The organism is Herbidospora daliensis (genome assembly GCF_001570585.1).
Classification (GTDB): Bacteria; Actinomycetota; Actinomycetes; order Streptosporangiales; family Streptosporangiaceae; genus Herbidospora; species Herbidospora daliensis.
This window is the reverse complement of the sequence record NZ_BBXF01000001.1, coordinates 1,057,224-1,079,372: the sequence shown is the minus strand read 5'-3', so window position 1 is coordinate 1,079,372 and position 22,149 is coordinate 1,057,224. Positions and strand designations below refer to the sequence as shown.

Below are 22,149 nucleotides of genomic sequence, written 5' to 3'. Positions count from 1 at the left end.
CACGATAGTCAGGGGGCGGTCTCGCGGAGCACGGTCGTCGTGCCGGCCGTCACCGTGACCTCTCCGCTCGGCTGGGCGCCGCCGTTCGGGCCGAGGGCCGCGACGAGGCCGCGACCGGCCAGGACGTCCTTCACCGTCGGGCCGGTCACCGTGATGCGGGCGACGTCGCGGCTGCCCGCGACCAGGTAGTACCACTGGCCCGACGGGGCCTGCCACCAGGTCGCCGCCACCACGTGGCGCTTCAGGCGGCTGCAGTCCCAGGTCCCGGCTCGGGAGCCGGTCGGGATCGTCACGGTCCGGCCGGGCGTCGCGACGGCCAGCACCGCCCTGACCGAGCTGGTGCCGTCGGCGTTGCCGAACCGGGCGCACATCCAGCGCGCCCGCGCCGACTCGGGCAGCTCGCCCGACCAGAACTCCCAGGCCGTCGCCGCCTCGGCCTCGACCGGCGGGAACGGCAACGCGCACGACAGGTGCGCCCACGCGCTGAACCCGCCCGGCGACACGTCGATCTCCTCGGGCCCCATCCGGTTGATCTCGGCGGGCGGCGGCGCCTGGTGGGTCACGTTCGCCAGCGCGAGCCGCCCCAGATCGAGCATCGTGTACGCCATCCCGTGGGCCACCCCCGGCGCGCGTAGCCGCAGCACCGGGCCGCGCCAGCACGGACCGGCCGTGACCTGCGGCACCGGATCGGTCACCCCGCCGGCCAGGGCCACCGGACGCCACTTCGCGCCCAGCCGGCTCAGGTTGGCCGCCGACACCTCGGTCACCCACGGCGGCACCAGATAGCGGCCGCCCGACAACTTCAGCGGGGTCGACCCGTCGGCCTTCAGCCGGGGCTCGGGGAACACCTCCAGCGACCGCGACCGGCCGGTCTCGGCGTAGCGGGCGACCCGGCCGGAGTCGCGCAGCAGCACGACCGTGGTGCCGTCGAGGCGGCCCGCGTAGAGCAGCTGGGGCGCGACCGGCGGGCTGGGCAGCGCGCCCGACACCGGTTGCGGGGTCACCTCGCCCTGCCAGGCCCTGACCGCGCGCACGACGAGCCCGTCGTCGCCGGTCAGCTCGCCCCGGGGCTCCCAGGTGTGCAGGTCGAGGGTGGTGGTGGTCCGCCACGTGCCCGGCGAGACCCGGCTGACCTCGGGTAACGCGGGCGCGGCGGCGGCCGCGCGGACGTCGTCCAGACCCAGCAGGTGGGGCACGCCCGAGACGGCGAGCAGCCCTCCGGCGGCGGCCAGCGCGATCAGGACCTTGGACGGCCCCCGGCCGTAGATGCGGGCCAGCGTCGGGTCGGCGGCCGGGCGGTGGTCGTCGAGGCGGCCGTGCTCGTCGTCGAGCGCGTCGATCAGGGCCAGCGCGATCGTCGGCTCGGCCACCCCGGCCGCGCCCAGCAGGCGGCGGGCCTCGCCCGCGTCGAGGCCCTCGATGCGGGTGAGCGCGTAACCGGCGCGGGCGGCCGGCGGCAGCTCCTCCAGCGCGGCGGTGAAGGCCCGCTCGTCGCTGCGGACCACCGCGGGCACCACTTCCAGGCGGCGGCCGAACCCGATCAGCGGATAGGGACGCCGCTTCAGCACCCGCTTCAGCACGTCGAGACGGGCCTGCGCGGGGTCGCCGGGACGCCGCAGCAGCGCCCGCGCGGCGAGGCGGTGGGCGAGCAGCACCCGCCGCTCGCCGCTGTCGGGCGGCAGCGTCAGATAGGCGAGCCACACGAGGTCGCGGTAGGGCCGGGCAAGGGCGGAGTTCCCCTTGATGGACCTTGCCATGGAAACGCCTCTCCCCGAATCATCACGTGGCGTAGCCGCCTGAACGCGGCTCGTGAATCCTAGGGGCAGCGTTCCGCTCTCGGTGGGGATGCCGGGAAAGTCGTCAGCCCCGGCTGTCCCAGTCGGCGAGGATCGCGGCCTCCTTGTCCGGATCGATCCCGTGGGTGAACCGCGCCCCGAACACCCGCTCCTCCACCGGGACGTGCCGCAGCCACTCCCAGGTGTCGCGCACGGTCTCGCTCACCGGGCGGCAGGTGAGCCCGGCCGCGTGCGCCTTGGAGGAGTCGCTCAGCCACACGCCGGGCATGCTGTCGTCGGCCCACAGCGGGAACTCCGTCCACATCTGCGCCCCGTGCTCGTGCAGCACCGCGTCGTCGACCCAGACCAGCTCGGCGTCCGACCCGGTGACCTCGACGCACTCACGCAGCCACTGGCCGTAGGTGGTGTTGGCCGGCACCCCGCCGGTCAGGAACTTGCCCGTCGTGCCCTTCTCGACCTGCGCGATCGTGAACGCGGCGATGTCGCGGGCGTCGATGAGCTGCATCTCCCGGTCGGGGTTCCCGGGCGCGACCACCCGGCCGCCGCGCTCGATCCGGGTCAGCCACCACGGCAGCCGCCCGACGTTCTCGTGGGGGCCGAGGATCAGGCCCGGCTGGACGATCAGCACGCCGCCCGTGAAGTTCTCGCTGACGGCCAGCTCGCAACCCGACTTGAGCGTGCCGTAGTCGCCCTCGGTGGCCTCGGGGTCGCCCGGGAACTGCTCCGACTCCTCGTCGACGCCGATCTCACCCGGGAAACCCCGGTAGGCGCTGATGCTGGAGACGAACGTGTAGTGGGCGGCGTGCCCGTTCAGCACCCGCACCCCGTCGAGCACCGTCGCCGGGGTGTAGCCGCACACGTCGACGACGGCGTCCCACGCGCGGCCCTCGACCAGGCGCAGCAGGTCGTCATGGTTACCGCGGTCGCCGTGCACCGACTCGACGTCGGGACGGTCGGCGCGGCTCACCCCCCGGTTGAACACGGTCACGTCGTGGCCCCGGGCGAGGGCCTCATCGACGACGGCCCGGCCGAGGAACACCGAGCCGCCGATCACCAGAATTCTCATGGCCCCATCCTGGGCGCCCGGTGTCGGGCGGTCTGCCCTGTTTCACCGGGAGCCGATTTCACCCTGTGCGAAGCTCCGGCACGGGCGTGAAGCCCTCCTCGTTCAGCACGTGGACCCGGGCGGTCGCGATGTCGAACCACAGCCCCGACAACTCCAGCTTCCCGGAACGTTCCAGCCGGTCGACCATCGGATGGCTGCGCAGGTTCTCCAGCTGCTGGATCACGTTGACCCGGCACAGGTGGTCGAGCGGCGCCTCCTCCGGCCCGTGCGGCGTGTTCTCGAAGCGCTCGACCGAGTGGTGCCCGTGGCGCAGCCAGTTGCCGACCGCCGTCAGGCCCGTGGGCGCGTCGCCGAGCAGCGCCGCCATCGCGCCGCAGCCCGAGTGGCCGCACACCGTGATCGTGCTGACGCCCAGGACGCCGACGGCGTACTCGATCGCCGCCGCCACCGAGTCGTCGGCCGGCACCGACTCGAACCTCGGCACCAGGTTGCCGACGTTGCGCACCATGAACAGGTCGCCCGGCCCGCTCGCGGTGATCAGCGAGGGCATCACCCGCGAGTCGGCGCAGGTGATGAACAGGTGCGACGGCGACTGCTTGCGGGCCATGCGGGTCAGCAGCGGCCGGATCAGCGGCGCGGTCCGGCGCTGGTATTCGCGGGTGCCCTCCAGCAGGTCGCCCGGCACGGCCGCCGGCGGCCGCCGGTAGGCCCACGGCAACCACGACCAGTCGAGCTTGGGCGGCGTCTTGGCCGGGAACACCCGGGTCCCGGCGGCGGCGGCGGTGTACCAGTCGTCGTGGAGCTCGTCGATGTCGACGGTGCCGCCGCCGCGCTCGTGCTCCAGCCGCCAGTTGTGCAGCGCCTCGAACGCCGCGTTGTCCATGAAGTCGACGTTGAGCAGCAGGTCGACCTCGGCGCCGCGCGGGATCGTGCGCAGCGAGTCGGTCAGCCGGGGCACCCCGATGAAGATCAGCGACCCGGTGACCACCACCCGCCAGCGCCCGCCGCCTTCGGTCACCTCGACCGACACCCAGGTCAGCCGCCGCAGCGCCAGCAGCGCGGCCAGCCCCAGCCCGATCACGATGCCCTCGGCCAGCCCGACCAGCACGACCGCGCCCATGGTCAGGAAGTAGATCGGCATCTCGCCGTGGCCGCGCAGCCCGCGCGCGGTGCCCAGGTTGACCATCTTCACGCCGATGAACAGCAGCAGCGCCGCCAGCGCCTCCATCGGGATCAGCCCGAGCGCCGAGGCGAACGCGATCGTGGCGACCAGCACCCACACACCGTGGAGCACCGTCGACCAGCGCGACCGCGCGCCCGCCCGGACGTTCGTGGTCGTCCGGACCACCACGCCCGACACCGGCAGGCCGCCCAGGCCGCCCGACACCACGTTGGCGACGCCCTGCGCGCACAACTCCCGGTCGAGGTCGGCGCGCGGCCCGTCGTGCATGCGGTCGGCCGCGACGCAGGTCAGCAGCGACTCGACGCCGGCCAGCACGGCCACCAGCAGGATCGAGGCCGCGACGGCGTGCCAGTCGCCGGTGGGCAGGATCGGCCCGGCGAGCTGGCTCAGCCCGTTGGCCAGGTCGACCTCGGTGAACCTCCAGCCCGCCAGCGCCGCCGTCACCGTCGCGATGGTCAGCGCGGCCAGCGGGGCGGGCACCAGCCGCACCTTGGGGATGCGGTCCCAGATCAGCAGCACGCCGATCGTCAGCAGCCCGATCATCACCGCGTCGCCGTGGAGGCCGGCCACCTGGGCCGGCACCTCCAGCAGGTTGTCGAGCGCCGACCGCTGCGGGCTGCCGCCCAGCACGATGTGCAGCTGCGACAGCGCGATGACGACGCCGACCCCGGCCAGCATGCCGTGGATGACGGCGGGGGAGACCCCGAGGGCGGCCCTGGCCACCCGGAACGCGCCGAGCACGATCTGCAGCAGCCCCGCCGCGAGCGTGATGGCGCAGGTGGCCCGCCAGCCGTAGACCTGCACGAGATCGGCCACCACCAGCGACAACCCGGCCGCCGGGCCGCTCACCTGGACGACGGAGCCGCCCAGCGCGCCCGCCACGATGCCGCCGACGATCGCCGCGACCAGCCCGGCCGCGATCGGCGCCCCGGACGCCACCGCGATGCCCAGTGACAGCGGAACCGCCACCAGGAACACCACGAGTGAGGCCGGTACGTCATGCCGCAACACGGACATGACACGCTGCGTTGTCGAACTGTTACCCCCGGTCATGCGGCGACCTTATGCCAAGGTCACCCGGGGGTTCTGCAAGGACCGGGAAATCAGCGGTAATAGTCGGGCTGGTCGGTCTCGGGGTTGCCGCGGTGACGGCGCCCGCCCCCGCTGCGGGTGGTCTGCTCGCCGTAGAGCTCGTCGTAGGAGGGCCAGCTGCCGCCGTTGTTCTGCGGCGGGGCGGGCGGGACGGCCCCGGGATAGGCCTGCTGGTCGTAGCCGTAGGATCCGGCCACCGAGTCGGAGTCGTCGATTGTCGCCCAGCCGGCGCTGACCTCGTAGGAGCCGGGCGCCGGGGTCGGCAGGTTGCCGGTCTGGTAGGCGCCGGTCGAGAAGTCGTTGTAGGAGGGCTGCGCTGCGGGCATCTGGTAGCCCGCCGCCTCACCGGTCGACCAGGTCGACCCGCTGCCCGGACGGGGCGGCTCGGGGTCGTCGAACACGTCGCCGCTGGTGCTGCCCCAGGAGGGGGCGGCGGCCGGCGGCGGGAAGGCGCCGCCTGCGGGCGGGGCGGGCCAGCCCGCGGGTTCGGGGTAGGCCGGCGGGATCGGCTCGGGCTGCGGCGCGGCCGGGACGGGGAAGTTGCCGCTGGTGTAGCCGGTGTCGTAGCCGCCCTCGTAGGCGGGCCGGCTGGGGAACGGGCCTGTCGGGGGCTGGTCGTAACTGGCCGGCCGTTCGAACATGCCGGTCGACGGACCCGACGAGAAGGGACCGGTCGAGGCGCCGGGCGGGACGAAGGGCCCGGTCGCGGGGCTGCTCAGATCGGGGGTCGGCGCGGAGAAGGTGACGGTCTTCTGCTCGGCCAGCTGCGAGGAGGGGGTGGCGCGCAGCCCGTCGACCACGCCGGTCTCCGGGGACAGGAACCCGTTGGACGGGGTGCCGGCGGTGAGCGGGCCGGTCGACAGACCGGCGATCGGGGTGACCACCCCGGGGGTGAGCGCGGCGGCGATCGGGGTCACGACGCCCGGGGTCGGGGCGGGCTGGACGGGCGGCTGCGCGGCCGGGCGCTGAGGGAGGACGCCCTGGACGGTCGCGGCGTTGGGGTCGACGGCGCTGATGGGGGTGACCGACGCGACGGGGGCGGGGCCGGCCGGGGCGGGCTCGGCCTCGAGCGGGCGGGGGGTGGCCATGCGCTGCTTGATGGTGCCGCCGAACGCCCCGTCGTCGGCGCGGACCCGGGACCAGTAGTCGTCGTCGTAGTCGTCGTCGGCGCCCCACTCGTCGACCCCGCGTTTGCCGCGGGGCACGCCGGCGCCGGCGGGCTGCTTGCCGCCACGCTGGGCGGGCTGCTGCTTGGCGCCCTGGCGGCTGCCGGGACGGGGCGGCGCGCCGGGGGCCTTGGCGGCCGGTTTCGGCGGGGCCTTCTTCGGCTCCTCGAAGGCGTCGAAGCCCTCGGGGAAGCTTTCGAAAAAGGTTTCTTCGGCGGGCCGGCTGCCCTTCTTCTTCGCGGCGCCCTCGGCCATCGCCTTGATGCGCTCGGAGGAGAGCGCGCTCTCTCTCCGGTTCATCGACCGCATGCCGAGTGCCACGACTATCAGCACCAACAGCACAACGGCGACAAGGCCCAAAATGACCGCGGTCATAGCACCACCCTCAAGGCCATGGCCTTCCAGCGGCGCCGGTGAGATCGCGCGGCCATCGACGCGACCTGCCCCCTGTGATCACCTGCGCTCAGCAATTCAGGATCCGATTCTGCTCGACCACAATGACCGTTGTCACACCCTAGGCGAAGATTGGTCCACCACTACTACCTCCGGTCATCAGCATGTCACTCGATGTCAGCCGCAGTGAGGCGACCTCGGGCGATCGTGTGCGACGCGATCTCGGCCAGACTCTTCGAGAGGGGGGCGCCCTGCGGAAGGTCCAGTTTCTCGTTCAAGGCGTAGACGGTGAAACGGTAGCTGTCATTGGGCTGGCAGGGGGGTACATATCCGACTTTTCCACTAGTCGTCTGCCCCTGCCGCGCACCCCGGGGGATGCCGTTCTCCGCGAGTTCGGTGGTGTCGGGCTCGATGTTGAACACCACCCAGTGCACCATCGCCTTTTCTCCCGCGGCGTTGTCGTCGACCACCAGGGCCACCGACTTGGCGCCCGACGTACCCGACCAGCGGAGGGGCGGATTGCCCAGGTCTCCCTTGCACGAGTAGCCCGGCGGCAGCGGGTCGCCGTCACGGAACTGCGGGCTCGACACACTCAGCACGTCGAGGTCGGCGGGCGATCCTCCGCCCACGATTCCGCAGCCCGAGGCCGATGCCGTCAGCGCCGCGACGGCCGCCGGAATGAGAGCGGCTCGGCGCGTGCGAACGGACTTCGTCAGCGACCCCATGCCCGATGATGCTACGCGGATCCCGCAGGTGCGCCGACCCGATCGCGATGATCCACAGCGAGAAGAATCTCCATATTCGCCGGGTTCGTACCATGGTCCACCCCGGCCGGACCCGTGTGACCTGGGATTCCTATGATTCTGGTGGGGAAGTGGTACTCGCCGGTAGAAATCTTCAAGGGCGGGTTGGGGGGTGACCAACGGCACATCCCGACGATTTAGGGTGGGATCGTGATGCCAGATGCGTGACGCGCTGCGTGACCCCGCCAACCAGGTGTCGCCGAGGGCCAGGTCGCTCTGGTTCGCGGAGGCCGTCATCGTGACGGTGCTGCTGGTGGGCGGCCTGGTGCTGCTCTCGATGTGGATGACGGGGTGGGAGTTCCTGCCCCAGTGGCTGCTCGACCGCACCTGGGTGGCCGGTCTGGTCATCGGGCTGCTGCTGATCCCGTTCGTGCTCGCCGAGCCGGTCGTCCGGTTCGCGGTGCACCGCTGGGAACTGGCCGCCGACGTCGTCTACGCGCGGTCCGGCTGGTTGTCGCGCAAGTGGGTGTTCGTGCCGGTGTCCCGCATCCAGACCGTCGACAAGGCGCAGGGCTGGCTGGAGCGCTTCTTCGGGCTGGCGACCGTCGAGATCCGGACCGCCTCCTACGCGGGGTCGTCCACGATCAAGGGCCTCGACTACGAGGTGGCCGCGCGGCTGGCCGAGGAGCTGTCGCGCCGGGCCCAGGAACTGCGAGACGACGCGACGTGAGCCTGCCCTTCCAGGAGCCGGTGCCCGAGGCCGCCCGGCTCAGTCCCAAGCTGCTGCTCATCGACCCGATCAGGGTGCTGCCCTCGCTGCTCGTGCCGCTCGCCGGGGTGCTGGTGGCCGGGGGCTTCTCGCCGCGCTCGTTCATCTGGGCCGCGCTGGGCGTCGCCGGTTCGGTTTTGTACGCCGTCGTGCGCTGGGCCACCTTCTCCTACACCATCACCGGCGGCCGGCTCGAACTGTCCCGCGCCTTCATCGGCCGCTCGACCCGCGTCATCCCGCTGGAGCGCATCCGCGGCGTCGACGTCACCACGCCCTTCCTCCACCGGCTGCTCGGCCTGGCCGTGCTCAAGCTCGACACCGGCGCCGGCGGCGACAAGCAGGAGGGCGAGCTCGACGGCATCACCGTCGAGGAGGCCGAACGCCTGCGCGCGGTGCTGCTGTCCCGCCACGCCCCGATCGTCCAGGAACGGCCCGCCGCGCCCGGCGACCACGTGTTCCTCCGGGTCCCCCGGGCCTGGTTGCGCTACGGTCCGCTGTCCGGCGCCTACCTGTTCACCCCGTTCGCGCTGGTCGCCGGCGCCGTCGGCCTGGCCTTCCAGTGGGGCGGCGAGCTCGGCCTCGACGAAGACGACGCGGTCGCCGTCGGCGAGTGGCTCTGGGGCCACCCGCTGCTCCTCGTCGGCGCCGCCGTCGTGCTGGTCGTCCTGATGCCGTTCCTGGGCGCCGCCATGTACGCCGTCTTCAACTGGAACTTCGTGCTGTTCGGCCGGGGCGACCACCTGGTGGCCGAACGCGGCCTCGTCAACCGGCGGGTGGTCTCCCTCGAACGCCGCCGCATCCGCGGCTACGAGATCGCAGAAAGCCCGCTGGAGCGCCAGGCCCGCGTGGCCCGCCTGTGGGCGGTGGTGACCGGCCTCGGCGACTCCCAGACCCGGGGCCAGCTGCTCCCCGTGGCCCCCCGCGCCGCCGTCGACGACATCGCCGCCGAGGCCGTCGGCCCGTTCAGCGAGGCGCTGCGCCCCCACCCGCCCGCCGCGCGCCGCCGCCGCCTGTTCCGGGCGATCGCGCCGTGGGTGGTCCTCGCCCTGGTCATGTACGCCCTGGGCTACGCCCTCATCGGGATCGCCGCCACCGTCCTGGCCGTGGCCGGAATCGCCCTCGGTCTCGACCGATACCGGTCACTGGGCCACACCTACGACGGCACCCGGTTGTCGGTCCGCTCCGGATCGCTGCGCCGCGCCCAGGCGGTCGTCGAACGCCGGGCCGTCGTCGGCTGGACCATCGAGCAGTCGTGGTTCCAGCGCCAGGCCGGTCTGGTGACCGTGATCGCCGGAGTCGGCGCGGGCGCCGGCGGCTACAAGGCGATCGACGCCGGAGAGACCCAGGCGGCCGCGTTCGCCGCCGAGGTCACCCCCGACTGGATGGCGCCCTTCCTGAAGCGCTAGTCCTGCTTGGGCGCGCCGAACATGATCTCGTCCCACGACGGCACCGAGGCCCGGCGGGCCCGCGACTTGCGGCGCGGAGCCGGCTTGGGCGCCGGGGCGGGCGCGGCGCCGGCGGGCACCGGCTCGGCCGGCTTCTCCTCCTTCGGCGCCGGCCGCTGCGCGGGCGGCTTCGGCTGCGGCACCGGGGGCCGCGGCTTGACCGCCTTCGGCATGACGGCGGGGGTCGGCAGCTCCTCGACCTTGGCGGGCTCCTCGGCGACCGGCTCGGGCGCGGCCTGCGGCGGCACCACGGGCGCCTCGGGCGCGACGAACGCCGGCGCCTCCTCGACGGCACGGTCCACCGCCGGAACGGCAGCGCCGCCCTGTGCCTCGGCACCCTTCGACGCGGCGGCGGCCGGAGCGGCCTCCGGCTCGGCAGGGCCGGGCGTCTCCGATGCGGTCTGGGGAACGGTCTGGGGAGAGGGCGTCGCGGCGGCGGCCGGAGCGGTCACCGGAGAGGCGGCCTCCTGAGCGGTCGCAGCGGCGGAGGCATCGGCGGCCGGTGCAGTCGCCGGGTCACTGGCCTGCGGGGTAGCCGCTGGCGCCGGGGAAACGGTGGCAGCCTGAGGAGCGGCCGCGGCCTGGTGGACGGTCGCGCGGGCCTGCTGCTCCGCCGCGACCTGCCGGTCCTCAGCCGTCGCCGACCCGTTGCCGGACGTGGCCGATCCGTTCTCGGGCGCGGCCTGGGCGGAACCCGGCTGACCGGGTGCACCAGGGCTCGACTCGGAAGCGGGCACGCCGGGGCTCGACTCCGAACCGGGCGCACCTGCTCCTGGCGCGGCAGGCGGGTTGCTTTCCGGCCCTGCCGATGCGAAGGCACCCGCCGACGGCTCAACCGCGCTCGGCACCTCGGGTGATGCGGCGGGCGCGGGCTCCTGCGGTTCCGGAGCGGCCGCAGGCGCGGGTGCGTGCTGCGTCGCAGACGCGGCGGCCTGCGAATCGGCGGCGCGGTGGGCGGTGGATGCGTCGGCCTGCGGGTCAGACGTGTGGTGAACCGTGGATGCGCTGACCTGCGAGTCGGGCGCGCGGTGGGCGGCGTCGGCCTGCGGTTCGGGTGCGCGGTGAGCCGCCGGTGCGCTGACCTGCGGGTCGGGTGCGCGGTGAGTCGCGGGTGCGCCGACCTGCGGCTCCGGGGCGCGATGGACCGTGGGCGGCTCGGCCGGCGGGCGCACCGGAGGCGCGCTGATCTGCGGCTCGGCCGCATGGTGGGGCGCCGGGGTCGCGTAGCTCGTGGGCGCGCTGACCGGCGGTTCCGCGTAGCGCGGTTCCGGGTGGGGCGCGGCGACGCGGGGCGGCTCGGGCTCGTGGAAGGCGGCGGGTTCGGGGGTGAAGCGAGGGGAGAAGTGGTCGGGCAGGTTGCCGGTCGGGGCGACCCTTAACGGCGGGGGCTCGGCCAGGTCGTAGTCGTAGTCGCGCGGCGGGACGGGGGCGAGTTTGCCCGCTATCCGGGGCACGAACGGCCGGACCGTCGCCTCTTCGGTCTGCGGCTCGACGTAGTCGTCGGCCGACAGGCGCATGGCCTCGTCGTCGTAGGGGGAGACGTGGCGGCGGCGCGGGTCGAAGAGCCACTCGGCGTGGCGGGTGTGGCCGTTCCAGACGTACCCGAGCTTGATGCGCCACAGGTTGTCGTCGCGCTTGCAGGAGTCCCAGTCGATCTCGTCGGCGGGCACGCCGCGCCGGGTGAGGCGCTCGGCGACGAGCTCGCCGAGCGTGGGGCGGGCGGCCGCCTCGCCGGGCAGGCGGACGGCGCAGCGCTGGGCCTGCTGGGCCATGTATTCGCGTTCCTGGAGCACCGGCCCCTCGAACCAGCGCACCCGCTCGACCGGGATGCCCGCCGTGGCGGCGATCTCCTCGGCGGTCTCGCCGGCACGGATCCGGGCCTGGATCTCCTTGGGACGCAACGGGCTCTCCACTTCGATCTCATATTGACCGAGACGGGAGAAGTTGCCGCGGACGGCAGCACGGAGCCGATCGTCGACGGGCAGCGTGAAACGGGTACCCCTCCCGGCCGTGGCCAGGACGAGATAGGTGCCGTCTTCACTCACCGCGACGAGACGGAGCTCCTGCATGCGAGTCCCTTCGTCGTGCGAAATCTTCCCCCGGACCCTTGAGTCTCTCGCGTGAGCCGGTTGCCTTCCAAGCACCGTACCCGGCATGTCCGAACATCGCCTTCTCCAGGGGCTGCGGAGGCGACATGAAGCCAGTCACATTTGTCGCGTTCACCCTGCTATAGACAGGCTGGTTGAGCAAGCGATTCAGGGTCCTCGTCGGATTCTCGCGTGAGACGTACCGGATGGAGGTGAACTTGGGTCAACTGAACGGAGAACTAGGCCCCCAGGACACGCTCCAGGTAGGCGTTGGCGAAGAGCCGGTCGGGGTCGAGCCGGTCACGTAGCGCGACGAAGTCAGTGAAACGAGGATATACCTGGGAAAGATAGGCGGCGTCCGTGTCGTGCAGCTTGCCCCAGTGTGGCCGGCCGCCCAGCCCGGTCATGATCTCCTCGACGGCGGCGAAGTAGCCGGGGTTGGGCGTGCGCCGGTAGACGTGGCAGGCGATGTACGCCGAGTCGCGGTCGTAGGCGGTCGAGAGCCAGGCCGTCGAGGGCGGCGTGACCCGCACCTCCACCGGGAACGAGATCCGCCACGGCGACCGCTCCATCAGCGCCCGCACCTCCCGGAGGGCGTCGGCCAGGTGGCGGCGCGGGATCGCCCACTCGGTCTCCAGGAACCGCACCTCGCGCACGCTGGTGAACACCTTGTACGCCGTGTCGGAGCTCTCCGACGTGCCCAGCACCATCCCGGAGAGCCGGTTGACCGGCGGGATGATCGCGGGGAACCGCGCCCCCACCCGGTTGGCCACCCCGAACAGGGTGTTCTCCACGAAGACGTCGTCGATCCAGGTGCGGATCCGGCCGGGCGCGAACTGCTCGCCGTCGGCCCGGTTGTTCCGCTTCACCAGGCACAGGTCGGTGTGCGGCAACCAGAAGAAGTCGAGGTGCTCGTTCTCCAGGGTGAGCGCGTCGAGGGCGTCGAGGATCTCGTCGAACCGCATCGGCGAGCGCTGGTTGCGCAGCAGGAACGCGGGCTCGACCCGGAACGTCACCGCCGTCACGACCCCGAGGGCCCCAAGCCCGACCCGGGCCGCGTCGAACAGGTGGCCCTCGGAGACGGTCACCGTGGAGCCGTCGGCCAGGACCAGATCGAGGGCGGTCACCTGGTCGGCCAGCCCGCCGACCGCCCGGCCGCTGCCGTGGGTGCCGGTCTGGACGGCCCCCGCCACGGTCTGGAGGGTGATGTCGCCCATGTTGGCCAGCGCCAGCCCGCGCCGGTCGAGTTCGACGTTCAGCCGGTGGATCGGCGTGCCGGCGGCCACGGTGACGGTGTCGTCGCCGAACGACAGGACCCCGCTGAGGCCCTCGGGCCGGAGCATGATCCCGTCGGTGAGGGCCACGCCGGTGAAGGAGTGGCCCGTGCCGATCATGCGGACCGTGCGGCCCTGCCGCTTGGCGTCGGTCACCGCCTGGGCGACGTCGGCGGGCGAACGGGGCGTGCGCGTCTCAGCCGGAGTGATCGACTGGTTGCCCGCCCAGTTCGTGAACGTCATGAATGTGAACGATACTCAGAAACGACCGGGGTGCGTAGCCATCCGGATCCCAGCAGTCCCACGAGCGCCGCCAGCAGCGCGCAGACGAAGGCGAAGCCGTAGGCGTTGGAGGCCCCGAAGGTCTCCGCCAGGTGGCCGCCGGCCCAGGCGCCGATGGCCACGCCGAACCCGATCGAGGTCGACAACCACGACATGCCCTCGTTGAGCTGCGGGGCCGGGACCAGCCGCTCGATCAGCGAGAAGCCGGTGATCAGGGTCGGCGAGATGGCCAGGCCCGCGAAGAACAGCGCGAGCGCCATCGGGGCCAGCTCCCCGATCAGCACGATCGGGGTCAGGCCCACGGCGAAGACGCCCAGGCCGCGCACGAACCGGCTGCGCAGGGTGATCTTCCAGGCGCGGGAGCCGTACCAGAGACCCGAGACCATCGACCCGGCGCTGAACGAGGCCAGCAGCAGCCCCGCCACGCCCTTGTGGCCGTGCTCCTCGGCGAAGGCCACGGTGACGATGTCGACCGTGCCGAACACCGCGCCCATGCCGAGCAGCACCACCGACAGCAGCGCCACGCCCGGGATCGCGATCGGCGACCCCCTGTGCTCCCGGTGCCGCACGACCGGCGGCTGGCTCGACTTGAGCAGCGAGAACGCGATCGTGCCCGACACCGCCAGGACGACGGCGACGATCAGGCCGGCGTACACGTTCAGAGAGGTGGCCACCACCGCGGTGAAGGCCGGGCCGGTGACGAAGATCACCTCGTCGGCGACCGACTCGAAGGAGAAGGCGGTGTGCAGCTTGGCCGGGTCGTCGAGCAGGTGCGACCAGCGCGCCCGCACCATCGACCCGAGCTGCACCGCCGACATGCCGGCGAGGGCGGCGGCGGCGAACAACGTCCACACCGGGGCCTCGCCGTGGGCCAGCAGCATGAGCGCCACCAGCGCGCCGCCGTGCGAGAGCACGGCCGGCACGACGACGCGGGCCTGGCCGAAGCGGTCGCTCAGCCGCCCCATGACGGGCGCGCCGACGGCGGTGGCGAGACTGAAGGCGGCGGCGACGGCGCCCGCCGTCGCGATGGATCCGGTGACCGCCGAGACGAGCAGCGTGATCCCGATGCCCAGCATGGACATGGGGATGCGCCCGACGAAACCGGAGATGACGAAGCCCCTCGCACCTGGCGTGCGGAACAGACCTCGGTACGTACGCATGAGAGCAGTCCTCTACCCGTTCTCAAGTGTCCGGGCGAACCGATGACGGCTGCGGCCATGGGGGAATGGGATGGCACGCGGACGACTACTGCTTACTCCCCTTGAAACTCTTCTGACCTTGGCTCACCGCCGATATGGATGGCAAGTGAGTTTCCGGTCGATAAGGTACCAACGTGAACCAGGCTCCCCGTCATCCCCGGTTCACGCCGCTTCTTGCCCTCGTCACCGGGCTCGCCGCGACCATCGTGGTGACGGTCGCCGCCGGCGGTGTGTTCCTCCTCAACGACGCCGGCCGTCCCGTCGCGGGGGCGGCCGCCTCACCCCCGCCCTCGCCGACCGTCCTGCCCGGCCCGCTCGCGCCGTCGGCGCCGCCCCGGCAGATCGGCGGGCCCGGCGTGCCGGTCACCCCGCCGCAGCTGCTCGGCATCGCGCCGCGGCCGGTGCCGCAGGAGACGGTGCTGCGCATCGCCAAGGTGAAGCACGTCCAGAAGGTCGCCCTGGTGGGCGGCGGCGGGGTCAAGCTGTCGGGACACCCGCTCCAGCTGCTGGCGGTCGAACCGGCCCAGTTCCGGTCGTGGACGCCCGAACCGGTCGCCCAGCACCCGGAGGTGTGGAGCGCCATCGCGCGCGGCGAGGTGGTGGCCGACCCGGCCGTCATGAAGCGGCTCGGCATGGTCCTCGGCAAGGAGTACCAGGTCGACAACGGCCCCCGGCTGCGCATCGCCGCCTCGGCGAACCTCGGCTTCCCCAACATCGACGGACTGATCTCCAAGGACCTCGGGGCGCGCCTCGGCTTCTCCGACGGCGTCGTCGTGCTCGTCCACGGAGACAACGTCAGCGGGACGCGGGTGCGCAAGCTGATGGGCGACGGCTCCAGCGTGGTGCCCATCGGCGCGGTCAAGGAGGAGAAGGAGCAGCAGCCCGCCGCCCGGACCACCCTGGTCGGCCGCCCCTCCAGCTACCTGGAGCTCTACCAGAAGGCGGCCGGGGTCTGCCCGGGGTTGTCGTGGACGGTCCTGGCGGCGATCGGCCAGGTCGAGAGCAGCCACGGGCGCAACAACGGCCCCTCGTCGGCCGGCGCGCTCGGCCCGATGCAGTTCATGCCGGCCACCTGGCGCGCCTACGGCGTCGACGGCGACGGCGACGGGGTGGCCGACATCTGGAACGCCTACGACGCCGTGCCCGGCGCGGCCAACTACCTGTGCGCCACCGGCGCGGCCGGGGGCGGCGAGAGCCTCAGGAAGGCCGTGTGGGCGTACAACCACTCGTGGGACTACGTGAACAAGGTGCTAGGACTGGCCGCCGCCTACGCCCGGGCGTACCCGTGAGGGCGCCGGGCAGCAGGTGACCGGGCAGGCCGTCGGCTCGGGCTCGTTCACCAGGTCGCGGATCATCTCGACGAACCTCGGGTGGGTGCCGGCCGTGCCCGCGCGGGCCAGCCGCAGGCCGAGCTCGCCGGCCAGGTTCCTGGCCTCCACGTCGAGGTCGTAGAGCACCTCCATGTGGTCGGAGACGAACCCGATCGGCACCAGCACGACCGACTCGACGCCCTTGGCGTGGAGGGTCTCCAGGTGGTCGCAGACGTCGGGCTCCAGCCACGGGATGTGCGGAGGGCCGCTGCGGCTCTGCCAGACCAGGTCGAAGTCGCCGGCCCCGACCTCGGCGGCGACCAGCGCGGACGCCTCGCGCAGCTGCCGCTCGTAGGCGTTGCCCTGCGGCCCGGCCGACACCGCCATCGAGACCGGGATCGAGTGGGCGGTGAACACCAGCCGGGCGTCGCCGCCGACCTCGGCCAGGGCGGCGCGGGTGCGGTCGGCCATGGCCGCCACGAACCCCGGGTGGTCGTAGAAGTGGCGCATCTTGACCAGCTCGGGCCCGCCGGGCACCGCGGCGGCGGCCCGCGCGATGTCCTCGCGGTACTGGCGGCAGCTCGAATAGGACGCGGTGGCCGCCGTCGCGAACGCCGCCGCCTTCCGGACCCCGTCGGCCTTCATCTGGGCGACGGTCTCCTCCAGGAAGGGGTGCCAGTTGCGGTTGCCCCAGTAGACCGGCAGGTCGACGATCTTGCGCAGCTCCTCGACCAGCGCCCGGTTCTGCGCGTTGATCGGGCTGGCCCCGCCCATCGACTGGTAGTGGGCCTCCACCTCGAGGAGCCGCTCGCGCGGCACACCCCGTCCGCGCACCACGTTCTCCAAGAACGGCAGCACGTCCTCAGGCCGTTCGGGCCCGCCGAACGACAGCACGACGATCGCGTCGTAGTTCCCCATGTGCCCAGCTTAGGGGGGTAGGTTCGAACGATGAGCTCGATCTTCCAGGATGTGCGTGACTACGTCGCCGTCCCACGGACGGCGTCGCTGCGACTCGCCCCCGACGGCTCCCGGCTCGTGGCCGTCACGCAGTCCCTGAACCCCGACCGCAAGAGTTACGGCACCGCGATCTACGACATCCCCCTCGACCCGTCCGGCGAGCCCACCCGGCTCACCCGGTCGGCCAAGGGAGAGAGCGGCGCCGTCTTCACCCCCGGCGGCGACCTGCTCTTCGTCTCCGCCCGCCCCGACCCCGCAGAGAAGGACGCCGACGACAAGCCGGCCCTGTGGCTGCTGCCGAAGACCGGCGAGGCCCGCCGCCTGGCCACCCGCCCCGGAGGGATCTCCGGCGTGCGGGCCGGCGGCTCCGCGATCGTCTACCTCGCCGACGTCCTCCCCGGCGACCCCGAATCGGAGCGCGAGCGCCGCAAGGAGCGCGAGGAGGCCGGCATCACCGCGCTCCTCCACGAGGGCTACCCGGTCCGCTTCTGGGACCACGACCTCGGCCCCGGCAGCCCCCGGCTGTTCTCGGTGGAGCACGGCGACCTGGCCCCCGACGCCGGGAACGCCCTCCAGCGCACCGCCTTCGACGTTACCCCCGACGGCACGACCGTCGTGGCGTTGTGGCGCGACGACTTCCCCGACGGCGACTACCGCGCCCGTGTGGTCGCCCTGGCGGGCGGGGAGCGCCGGGTCCTGGCGAGCGACGACGACCACAACTTCGAGGGCCCGATCGTGATCTCGCCCGACGGCCGCTACGTCGCGTGCCACCGCGAGCGCCTCACCTCCGAGACGGTCCCGGCCCGGGGCGAGATCTGGCTGATCGACCTGGAGACCGGCGACCAGCGCGCCCTGGGCGACTCGGCCTACTCGCTCGCCTGGGCCCCCGACTCCTCCTTCCTGTACGCCGCCTGCGACGACCGCGGCCGCCGCCCGATCTTCGCGGTGTCCCTCGACGGCGAACGCCGCCGCATCACCCCCGACCACGGCGCGTACATCGAGATCAACGTGGCCCCCGACGGCACGGTCTACGCCCTGCGCGGCGCCGTCGACCACCCGCCGGTGCCGGTGAAACTGGTCGACGGCGGCTACGTCGTGCTGCCGTCGGCGACCCCGGTCCCCGACCTCCCCGGCACGCTCACGGAGATCACCGCCACCGCCGACGACGGCACCGAGATCCACGCCTGGCTGGTGCTGCCCGCCGCCGAGACGCCCGCCCCGCTGCTGTTGTGGATCCACGGCGGCCCGCTCGGCAGCTGGAACGACTGGTCGTGGCGCTGGAACCCGTGGATCATGGCCGCCCGCGGCTACGCCGTCCTGCTGCCCGACCCCGCCATGTCGACCGGCTACGGCCAGGAGATGATCGACCGGGGCTGGGGCGAGTGGGGCCCGGTGACCCACGGCGACCTGATGGCCATCACCGACGCCGCCTGCAAGCTCCCCGAGATCGACGAGACCCGCACCGCCGCGATGGGCGGCTCGTTCGGCGGCTACATGGCCAACTGGGTGGCCGGCCACACCTCGCGCTTCAAGGCGATCGTCACCCACGCCTCCCTGTGGAACCTCGACCAGTTCGCCGGTACGACCGACGTGTCGTCGTACTGGCAGCGCGAGTTCGGCCTGCCCGGCTCCGACCGTTACGAGCGCCTGTCGCCGCACCGCTGGCTCGACGAGATCACCACGCCGATGCTGGTCATCCACGGCGACAAGGACTACCGCGTCCCGATCGGCGAGGCCCTGCGGCTCTGGTGGGACCTCCAGCGGACGGGGGCCGATGCCAAGTTCCTGTACTTCCCCGACGAGAACCACTGGATCCTCAAGCCGGGCAACACCCTCGCCTGGTACGAGACGATCTTCGCCTTCCTGGCCCACCACGTACTGGGCGAGGAGTGGCGCCGCCCCGACGCGGTGGCCTGACCCGCGCCCGTCGACGTCCGCGAGGCCGGTGCGCAACCTTCCGTTCCACCGGCCTCGATAGCCTGGGCGCATGCCGCTGAACCCGGACAAATTCCTCGATCTCGCCCGGAGCATCGCGATCGAGGCGGGCGATCTGCTCCTCGCCGAACGGGCCGCGCTCTCCGCCCGCCCCGAAGTGGTGGAGACCAAGTCCAGCCCCACCGACGTCGTGACCGCCCTCGACCGTGCCGCCGAGGATCTGATCCGGGCCCGGATCGCCGAGAACCGTCCCGACGACGCGATCCTCGGTGAGGAGGGCGGCGACACCCCCGGCGCGGGTGACGCGCGGTGGGTCGTCGACCCCATCGACGGGACCGTCAACTTCCTCTACGGGCTGCCCGCGTGGGCGGTGTCGATCGCCGTCGAGGTCGACGGCGAGGTCGTGGCCGGGGTGGTCAACGTGCCGCCGATGGGGGAGGTGTTCACCGCCGTCCGCGGCGGCGGGGCCTTTCTCAATGACCGGCCGATCAACTGTTCGACCGGGGTGCCGCTCGACCGGGCGCTGGTCGCGACCGGCTTCGGGTACGCCGCCGGGCGGCGGGCCGTGCAGGCGCGGGTGCTGGCCGAGGTGCTGCCCCGGGTGCGGGACATCCGGCGCGGCGGGTCGTGCGCGGTCGACCTGTGCTCGGTGGCGGCCGGCCGGGTGGACGCCTACTACGAGCGCGGCACCAACTACTGGGACCACGCCGCCGGCGGGCTGATCGCCCAGGAGGCGGGCGCGCGGGTCGGGGGGCTGCACGGGGCGGCGTACAACATCGAAATGGGCCTGGCGGCCGCGCCGGAGCTGTTCGGGCAGCTGCACGACCTGCTGCTGCCGCTCGACCCCGAGAGGGACCTGTAGAAGACGGGACCCCGCCGGGCCTGTTGGGCCCGGCGGGGTCCGCCGCTGCTCGGAGTTCAGCCTGGGTCAGTCAGCGCTGAAGAGGGATGCCGTGGTCGTCGGCCAGCCTCCGAAGATCCTCGATCTCGGCGGTGAGGGTGTCGGCGAGGAAATCGTCGCCGGACGACTCGGCCTCCTGGAGTCCCTTGTAGGCCTGGTCGAGCCGGGTTTCGATCGTCGTCGTGAACTCGCCCATCTCACCTTCTTTCCTATGGGGTTTCATCGAGCCGACGCGGAAGCGGACGCGCAGGCTCGGGGGTATGACCACCTCTACCCATCCCGCTTAAACGCCTAAACATGGAAATTTCTCCATCTCAGCGTGAGGCTTACCGTGCACTTACGGTCACTGCCGCGAGAATGAAGCCACCTGATGAAGGAGGAAGCCCGATGCGGGTGCTTGTGGTGGAGGACGAGCGCGTGCTCGCCGACGCGATCGCGACCGGTCTGCGCCGGGAGGCGATGGCCGTCGACGTCGCCTATGACGGCGCCGCCGCCCTGGAGAAGACGGGCTACATCGACTACGACGTGATCGTGCTCGACCGCGACCTGCCCAAGGTGCACGGCGACGAGGTGGCCCGGCGGCTGGTGGCCCAGCGCACCGCCTCGCGGATCATCATGCTGACCGCCAGCGGCGACGTCGACGACAAGGTCGAGGGCCTGGAGCTGGGGGCAGACGACTACCTCGCCAAGCCGTTCGTGTTCATGGAGCTGGTGGCGCGGGTGCGGGCGCTCGGGCGGCGGTCGGCCGCCGCCCTGCCGCCGGTCTTGGAGCGCGCGGGCATCCGGCTCGACCCCGGGAAGCGCCTGGTCACCCGCGACGGAGGCGAGATCACGCTGACCAAGAAGGAGTTCGCCGTCCTGGAGGAGCTGCTGCGCGCCGAGGGGGCCGTGGTCAGCCAGGAGGACCTGCTCGACAAGGCGTGGGACGAGAACATCGACCCATTCACCAACGTGGTCCGGGTGACGATGATGACGCTGCGGAAGAAGCTGGGCGAGCCCCAGGTGATCGAGACGGTGCCTGGAGTGGGGTACAAGCTGTGACCGACTGGACCGAACGCAAAGAAGAGGTGACCGCGGAGCGGCCCAAGCCAGGCAACCGTATGACCTCGCCGGTGGGCACCGGCCCCTACAAGAGCCAGCCGCCCCCGCCGCCGAGCGGCCCGCCCGCCTGGGACGGCCCGCCGCCCGGCGAGGCCCACCCGGTCAGGCCGTCGCTCGCCGACCAGGTCAAGGAGCTGGCCAGCCGCCTCAGCATCCGCTGGCGGCTGACCATCACCTACGGCGCCATGTTCTTCGCCGCCGGGGCGCTGCTGGTGTTCGTCATGTACTCGCTGGTCGGCTGGGCCATCAAGGACGCCTGGACGCCGGTGCCCCTGGGCGGCGACGTGCCGGCGGAGCTCTCCCAGATCTGGGACGACTACTGGATCGGCCAGCGCAGCGCGACCATCGAGGCGGCCCAGACCTACGTGCTCCAGCGGTCGCTGATGGCCCTGCTCGGGGTGGGCATCCTGGCCCTGATCCTCGGCTACATCGTGGCCGACCGGGCGCTGAAGCCGGTCATGCAGATGACCGCGACCGCCCGGAAGCTCTCGGAGACCTCGCTGGCCCACGAGCGCATCGACCTCCAGGGCCCCGACGACGAGCTCAAGGAGCTGGCCGACACCTTCGACGCCATGCTCACCCGGCTCAACAGCGCCTTCGACGCCCAGCGCCGGTTCGTCGGCAACGCCTCCCACGAGCTCCGGACGCCACTGGCGATCAACCGGACCGTCCTGGAGGTGGCCCTGTCCGACCCGGAGGCCTCCGACGACCTCAAGGTGCTCGGCCGGACCCTCCTGGGCACCAACGCCCGCCACGAGCGCCTCATCGAGGGCCTGCTGCTGCTGGCCCGCAGCGAACGCGACCTGTCGGTCCGCAAGGCGGTCGACGTCCAGGACGTCGTGAAGACCGCCGTCGACCAGCTCGCGCCCTTCGCGGCCGAGGAGGGCGTCGACGTCGAGTACGACCTCCACCCGGCCCAGGCCACCGGCGACCCGGTGCTGCTCGAACGGTGCGTCAGCAACCTCGTCGAGAACGCGATCAAGTACAACAACGGGTCCGGCGGAAAAGTCTGGGTGCGATCGGGAATCGTCGACGGGGCCTCCGTTGTTCAGGTCGCCAACACCGGCATTCTGGTCCCGGCCTACGAGGTCGACGCGCTCTTCGAGCCCTTCCGGCGGCTGCACGCCGACCGGATCGAGTCGGCCAAGGGGGCCGGACTGGGACTGTCCATCGTGCGCGCCATCGTGCGCGCCCACGGGGGGACGGTCACGGCGGTCCCGCGTGACGGCGGCGGCCTCGTGGTGACGGTGCGACTGCCGGGCTCGGCCCCCGCGACGACTCCCTCGGCGCGGTGATCGTGCCCTGCTGCACATCCACTCGCGCAATGTGGTTGGATGTGCCGTCGAACGCGGTGGGTCATCCCGCCAATGCTGTGGTTTCGCCATATTTGGCTAACCGGAGCCGAGGTGGGGAACACCCTCGCGAGGCGGGAGGTTCAGCGTCCATTCAT

17 protein-coding genes are annotated in these 22,149 nt (G+C 72.3%); 7 read left to right on the top strand and 10 right to left on the bottom strand.

The annotated features are described in order from the left end of the window. Nucleotides 1-8: 8 nt before the first annotated feature. From AW274_RS04250 to AW274_RS04230, 5 genes are all read right to left on the bottom strand, one after another. Nucleotides 9-1,757 carry a hypothetical protein gene (locus tag AW274_RS04250; RefSeq protein ID WP_062429499.1) on the bottom strand — a complete coding sequence of 583 codons (1,749 nt, stop codon included), beginning with the start codon at nucleotides 1,755-1,757 and terminating at the stop codon, nucleotides 9-11. Nucleotides 1,758-1,860: 103 nt separating this feature from the next. Continuing rightward, nucleotides 1,861-2,862, bottom strand: a complete 1,002-nt coding sequence (locus AW274_RS04245; RefSeq protein WP_062429498.1) for an NAD-dependent epimerase/dehydratase family protein — start codon at nucleotides 2,860-2,862, stop codon at nucleotides 1,861-1,863. Nucleotides 2,863-2,920: 58 nt separating this feature from the next. After that, a complete protein-coding gene (locus AW274_RS04240; RefSeq protein WP_062429496.1) occupies nucleotides 2,921-5,062 on the bottom strand; it encodes a SulP family inorganic anion transporter in 2,142 nt (713 codons plus the stop codon). A gap of 86 nt (nucleotides 5,063-5,148) precedes the next feature. Continuing rightward, nucleotides 5,149-6,603, bottom strand: a complete 1,455-nt coding sequence (locus tag AW274_RS04235) for a hypothetical protein (protein ID WP_157519757.1) — start codon at nucleotides 6,601-6,603, stop codon at nucleotides 5,149-5,151. A 260-nt stretch (nucleotides 6,604-6,863) separates the two neighbouring features. Then, complete coding sequence (locus tag AW274_RS04230) at nucleotides 6,864-7,421, bottom strand: YbhB/YbcL family Raf kinase inhibitor-like protein (protein ID WP_062429492.1); 558 nt, start codon at nucleotides 7,419-7,421, stop codon at nucleotides 6,864-6,866. A gap of 238 nt (nucleotides 7,422-7,659) precedes the next feature. Here AW274_RS04230 and AW274_RS04225 point away from each other — a divergent pair, with 238 nt between their 5' ends. Both AW274_RS04225 and AW274_RS04220 read left to right on the top strand, forming a co-directional pair. Beyond that, a complete protein-coding gene (locus AW274_RS04225; RefSeq protein ID WP_062429490.1) occupies nucleotides 7,660-8,169 on the top strand; it encodes a PH domain-containing protein in 510 nt (169 codons plus the stop codon). Then, nucleotides 8,166-9,614, top strand: coding sequence for a PH domain-containing protein (locus AW274_RS04220; protein WP_232319969.1), 1,449 nt, complete (start codon nucleotides 8,166-8,168; stop codon nucleotides 9,612-9,614). Before AW274_RS04225 ends, AW274_RS04220 begins: the two co-directional genes overlap by 4 nt. Here the strand turns inward: AW274_RS04220 and sepH are convergent. The 3 genes from sepH to AW274_RS04205 all read right to left on the bottom strand — a co-directional run bounded on the left by sepH (nucleotide 9,611) and on the right by AW274_RS04205 (nucleotide 14,456). After that, nucleotides 9,611-11,722 (bottom strand): septation protein SepH, encoded by a 2,112-nt coding sequence (sepH, locus tag AW274_RS41750; RefSeq protein ID WP_232319968.1) that lies wholly within the window; start codon nucleotides 11,720-11,722, stop codon nucleotides 9,611-9,613. The genes AW274_RS04220 and sepH overlap by 4 nt on opposite strands. Nucleotides 11,723-11,979: 257 nt before the next feature. Beyond that, a complete protein-coding gene (locus AW274_RS04210; RefSeq protein WP_062429487.1) occupies nucleotides 11,980-13,257 on the bottom strand; it encodes a D-arabinono-1,4-lactone oxidase in 1,278 nt (425 codons plus the stop codon). Next, the gene (locus tag AW274_RS04205) at nucleotides 13,254-14,456 is read right to left on the bottom strand and encodes an MFS transporter (RefSeq protein WP_062429485.1); all 1,203 of its coding nucleotides are present in this window, start codon (nucleotides 14,454-14,456) and stop codon (nucleotides 13,254-13,256) included. The genes AW274_RS04210 and AW274_RS04205 overlap by 4 nt, the downstream gene beginning before the upstream one ends. 173 nt (nucleotides 14,457-14,629) lie before the next feature. Here AW274_RS04205 and AW274_RS04200 point away from each other — a divergent pair, with 173 nt between their 5' ends. Then, nucleotides 14,630-15,784, top strand: a complete 1,155-nt coding sequence (locus AW274_RS04200) for a lytic transglycosylase domain-containing protein (RefSeq protein ID WP_062429483.1) — start codon at nucleotides 14,630-14,632, stop codon at nucleotides 15,782-15,784. Here AW274_RS04200 and AW274_RS04195 read toward each other — a convergent pair. Continuing rightward, a complete protein-coding gene (locus AW274_RS04195) occupies nucleotides 15,746-16,723 on the bottom strand; it encodes a ferrochelatase (RefSeq protein WP_062429481.1) in 978 nt (325 codons plus the stop codon). The genes AW274_RS04200 and AW274_RS04195 overlap by 39 nt on opposite strands. A gap of 30 nt (nucleotides 16,724-16,753) precedes the next feature. Here AW274_RS04195 and AW274_RS04190 point away from each other — a divergent pair, with 30 nt between their 5' ends. Beyond that, nucleotides 16,754-18,679 (top strand): S9 family peptidase, encoded by a 1,926-nt coding sequence (locus AW274_RS04190; RefSeq protein WP_062429479.1) that lies wholly within the window; start codon nucleotides 16,754-16,756, stop codon nucleotides 18,677-18,679. 70 nt (nucleotides 18,680-18,749) lie between these two features. Continuing rightward, nucleotides 18,750-19,559 carry an inositol monophosphatase family protein gene (locus tag AW274_RS04185; RefSeq protein WP_062429477.1) on the top strand — a complete coding sequence of 270 codons (810 nt, stop codon included), beginning with the start codon at nucleotides 18,750-18,752 and terminating at the stop codon, nucleotides 19,557-19,559. 70 nt (nucleotides 19,560-19,629) lie between these two features. On the opposite strand, the gene AW274_RS41055 is transcribed toward AW274_RS04185, so the two are convergent. Then, the gene (locus AW274_RS41055; protein ID WP_169806295.1) at nucleotides 19,630-19,794 is read right to left on the bottom strand and encodes a hypothetical protein; all 165 of its coding nucleotides are present in this window, start codon (nucleotides 19,792-19,794) and stop codon (nucleotides 19,630-19,632) included. Between the two features lie 191 nt (nucleotides 19,795-19,985). Between AW274_RS41055 and AW274_RS04180 the strand changes: the two genes are divergently transcribed. Both AW274_RS04180 and AW274_RS04175 read left to right on the top strand, forming a co-directional pair. After that, complete coding sequence (locus AW274_RS04180; RefSeq protein ID WP_062429474.1) at nucleotides 19,986-20,639, top strand: response regulator transcription factor; 654 nt, start codon at nucleotides 19,986-19,988, stop codon at nucleotides 20,637-20,639. 59 nt (nucleotides 20,640-20,698) lie between these two features. Continuing rightward, the gene (locus AW274_RS04175) at nucleotides 20,699-21,994 is read left to right on the top strand and encodes a sensor histidine kinase (protein WP_062430125.1); all 1,296 of its coding nucleotides are present in this window, start codon (nucleotides 20,699-20,701) and stop codon (nucleotides 21,992-21,994) included. Nucleotides 21,995-22,149: the final 155 nt, after the last annotated feature.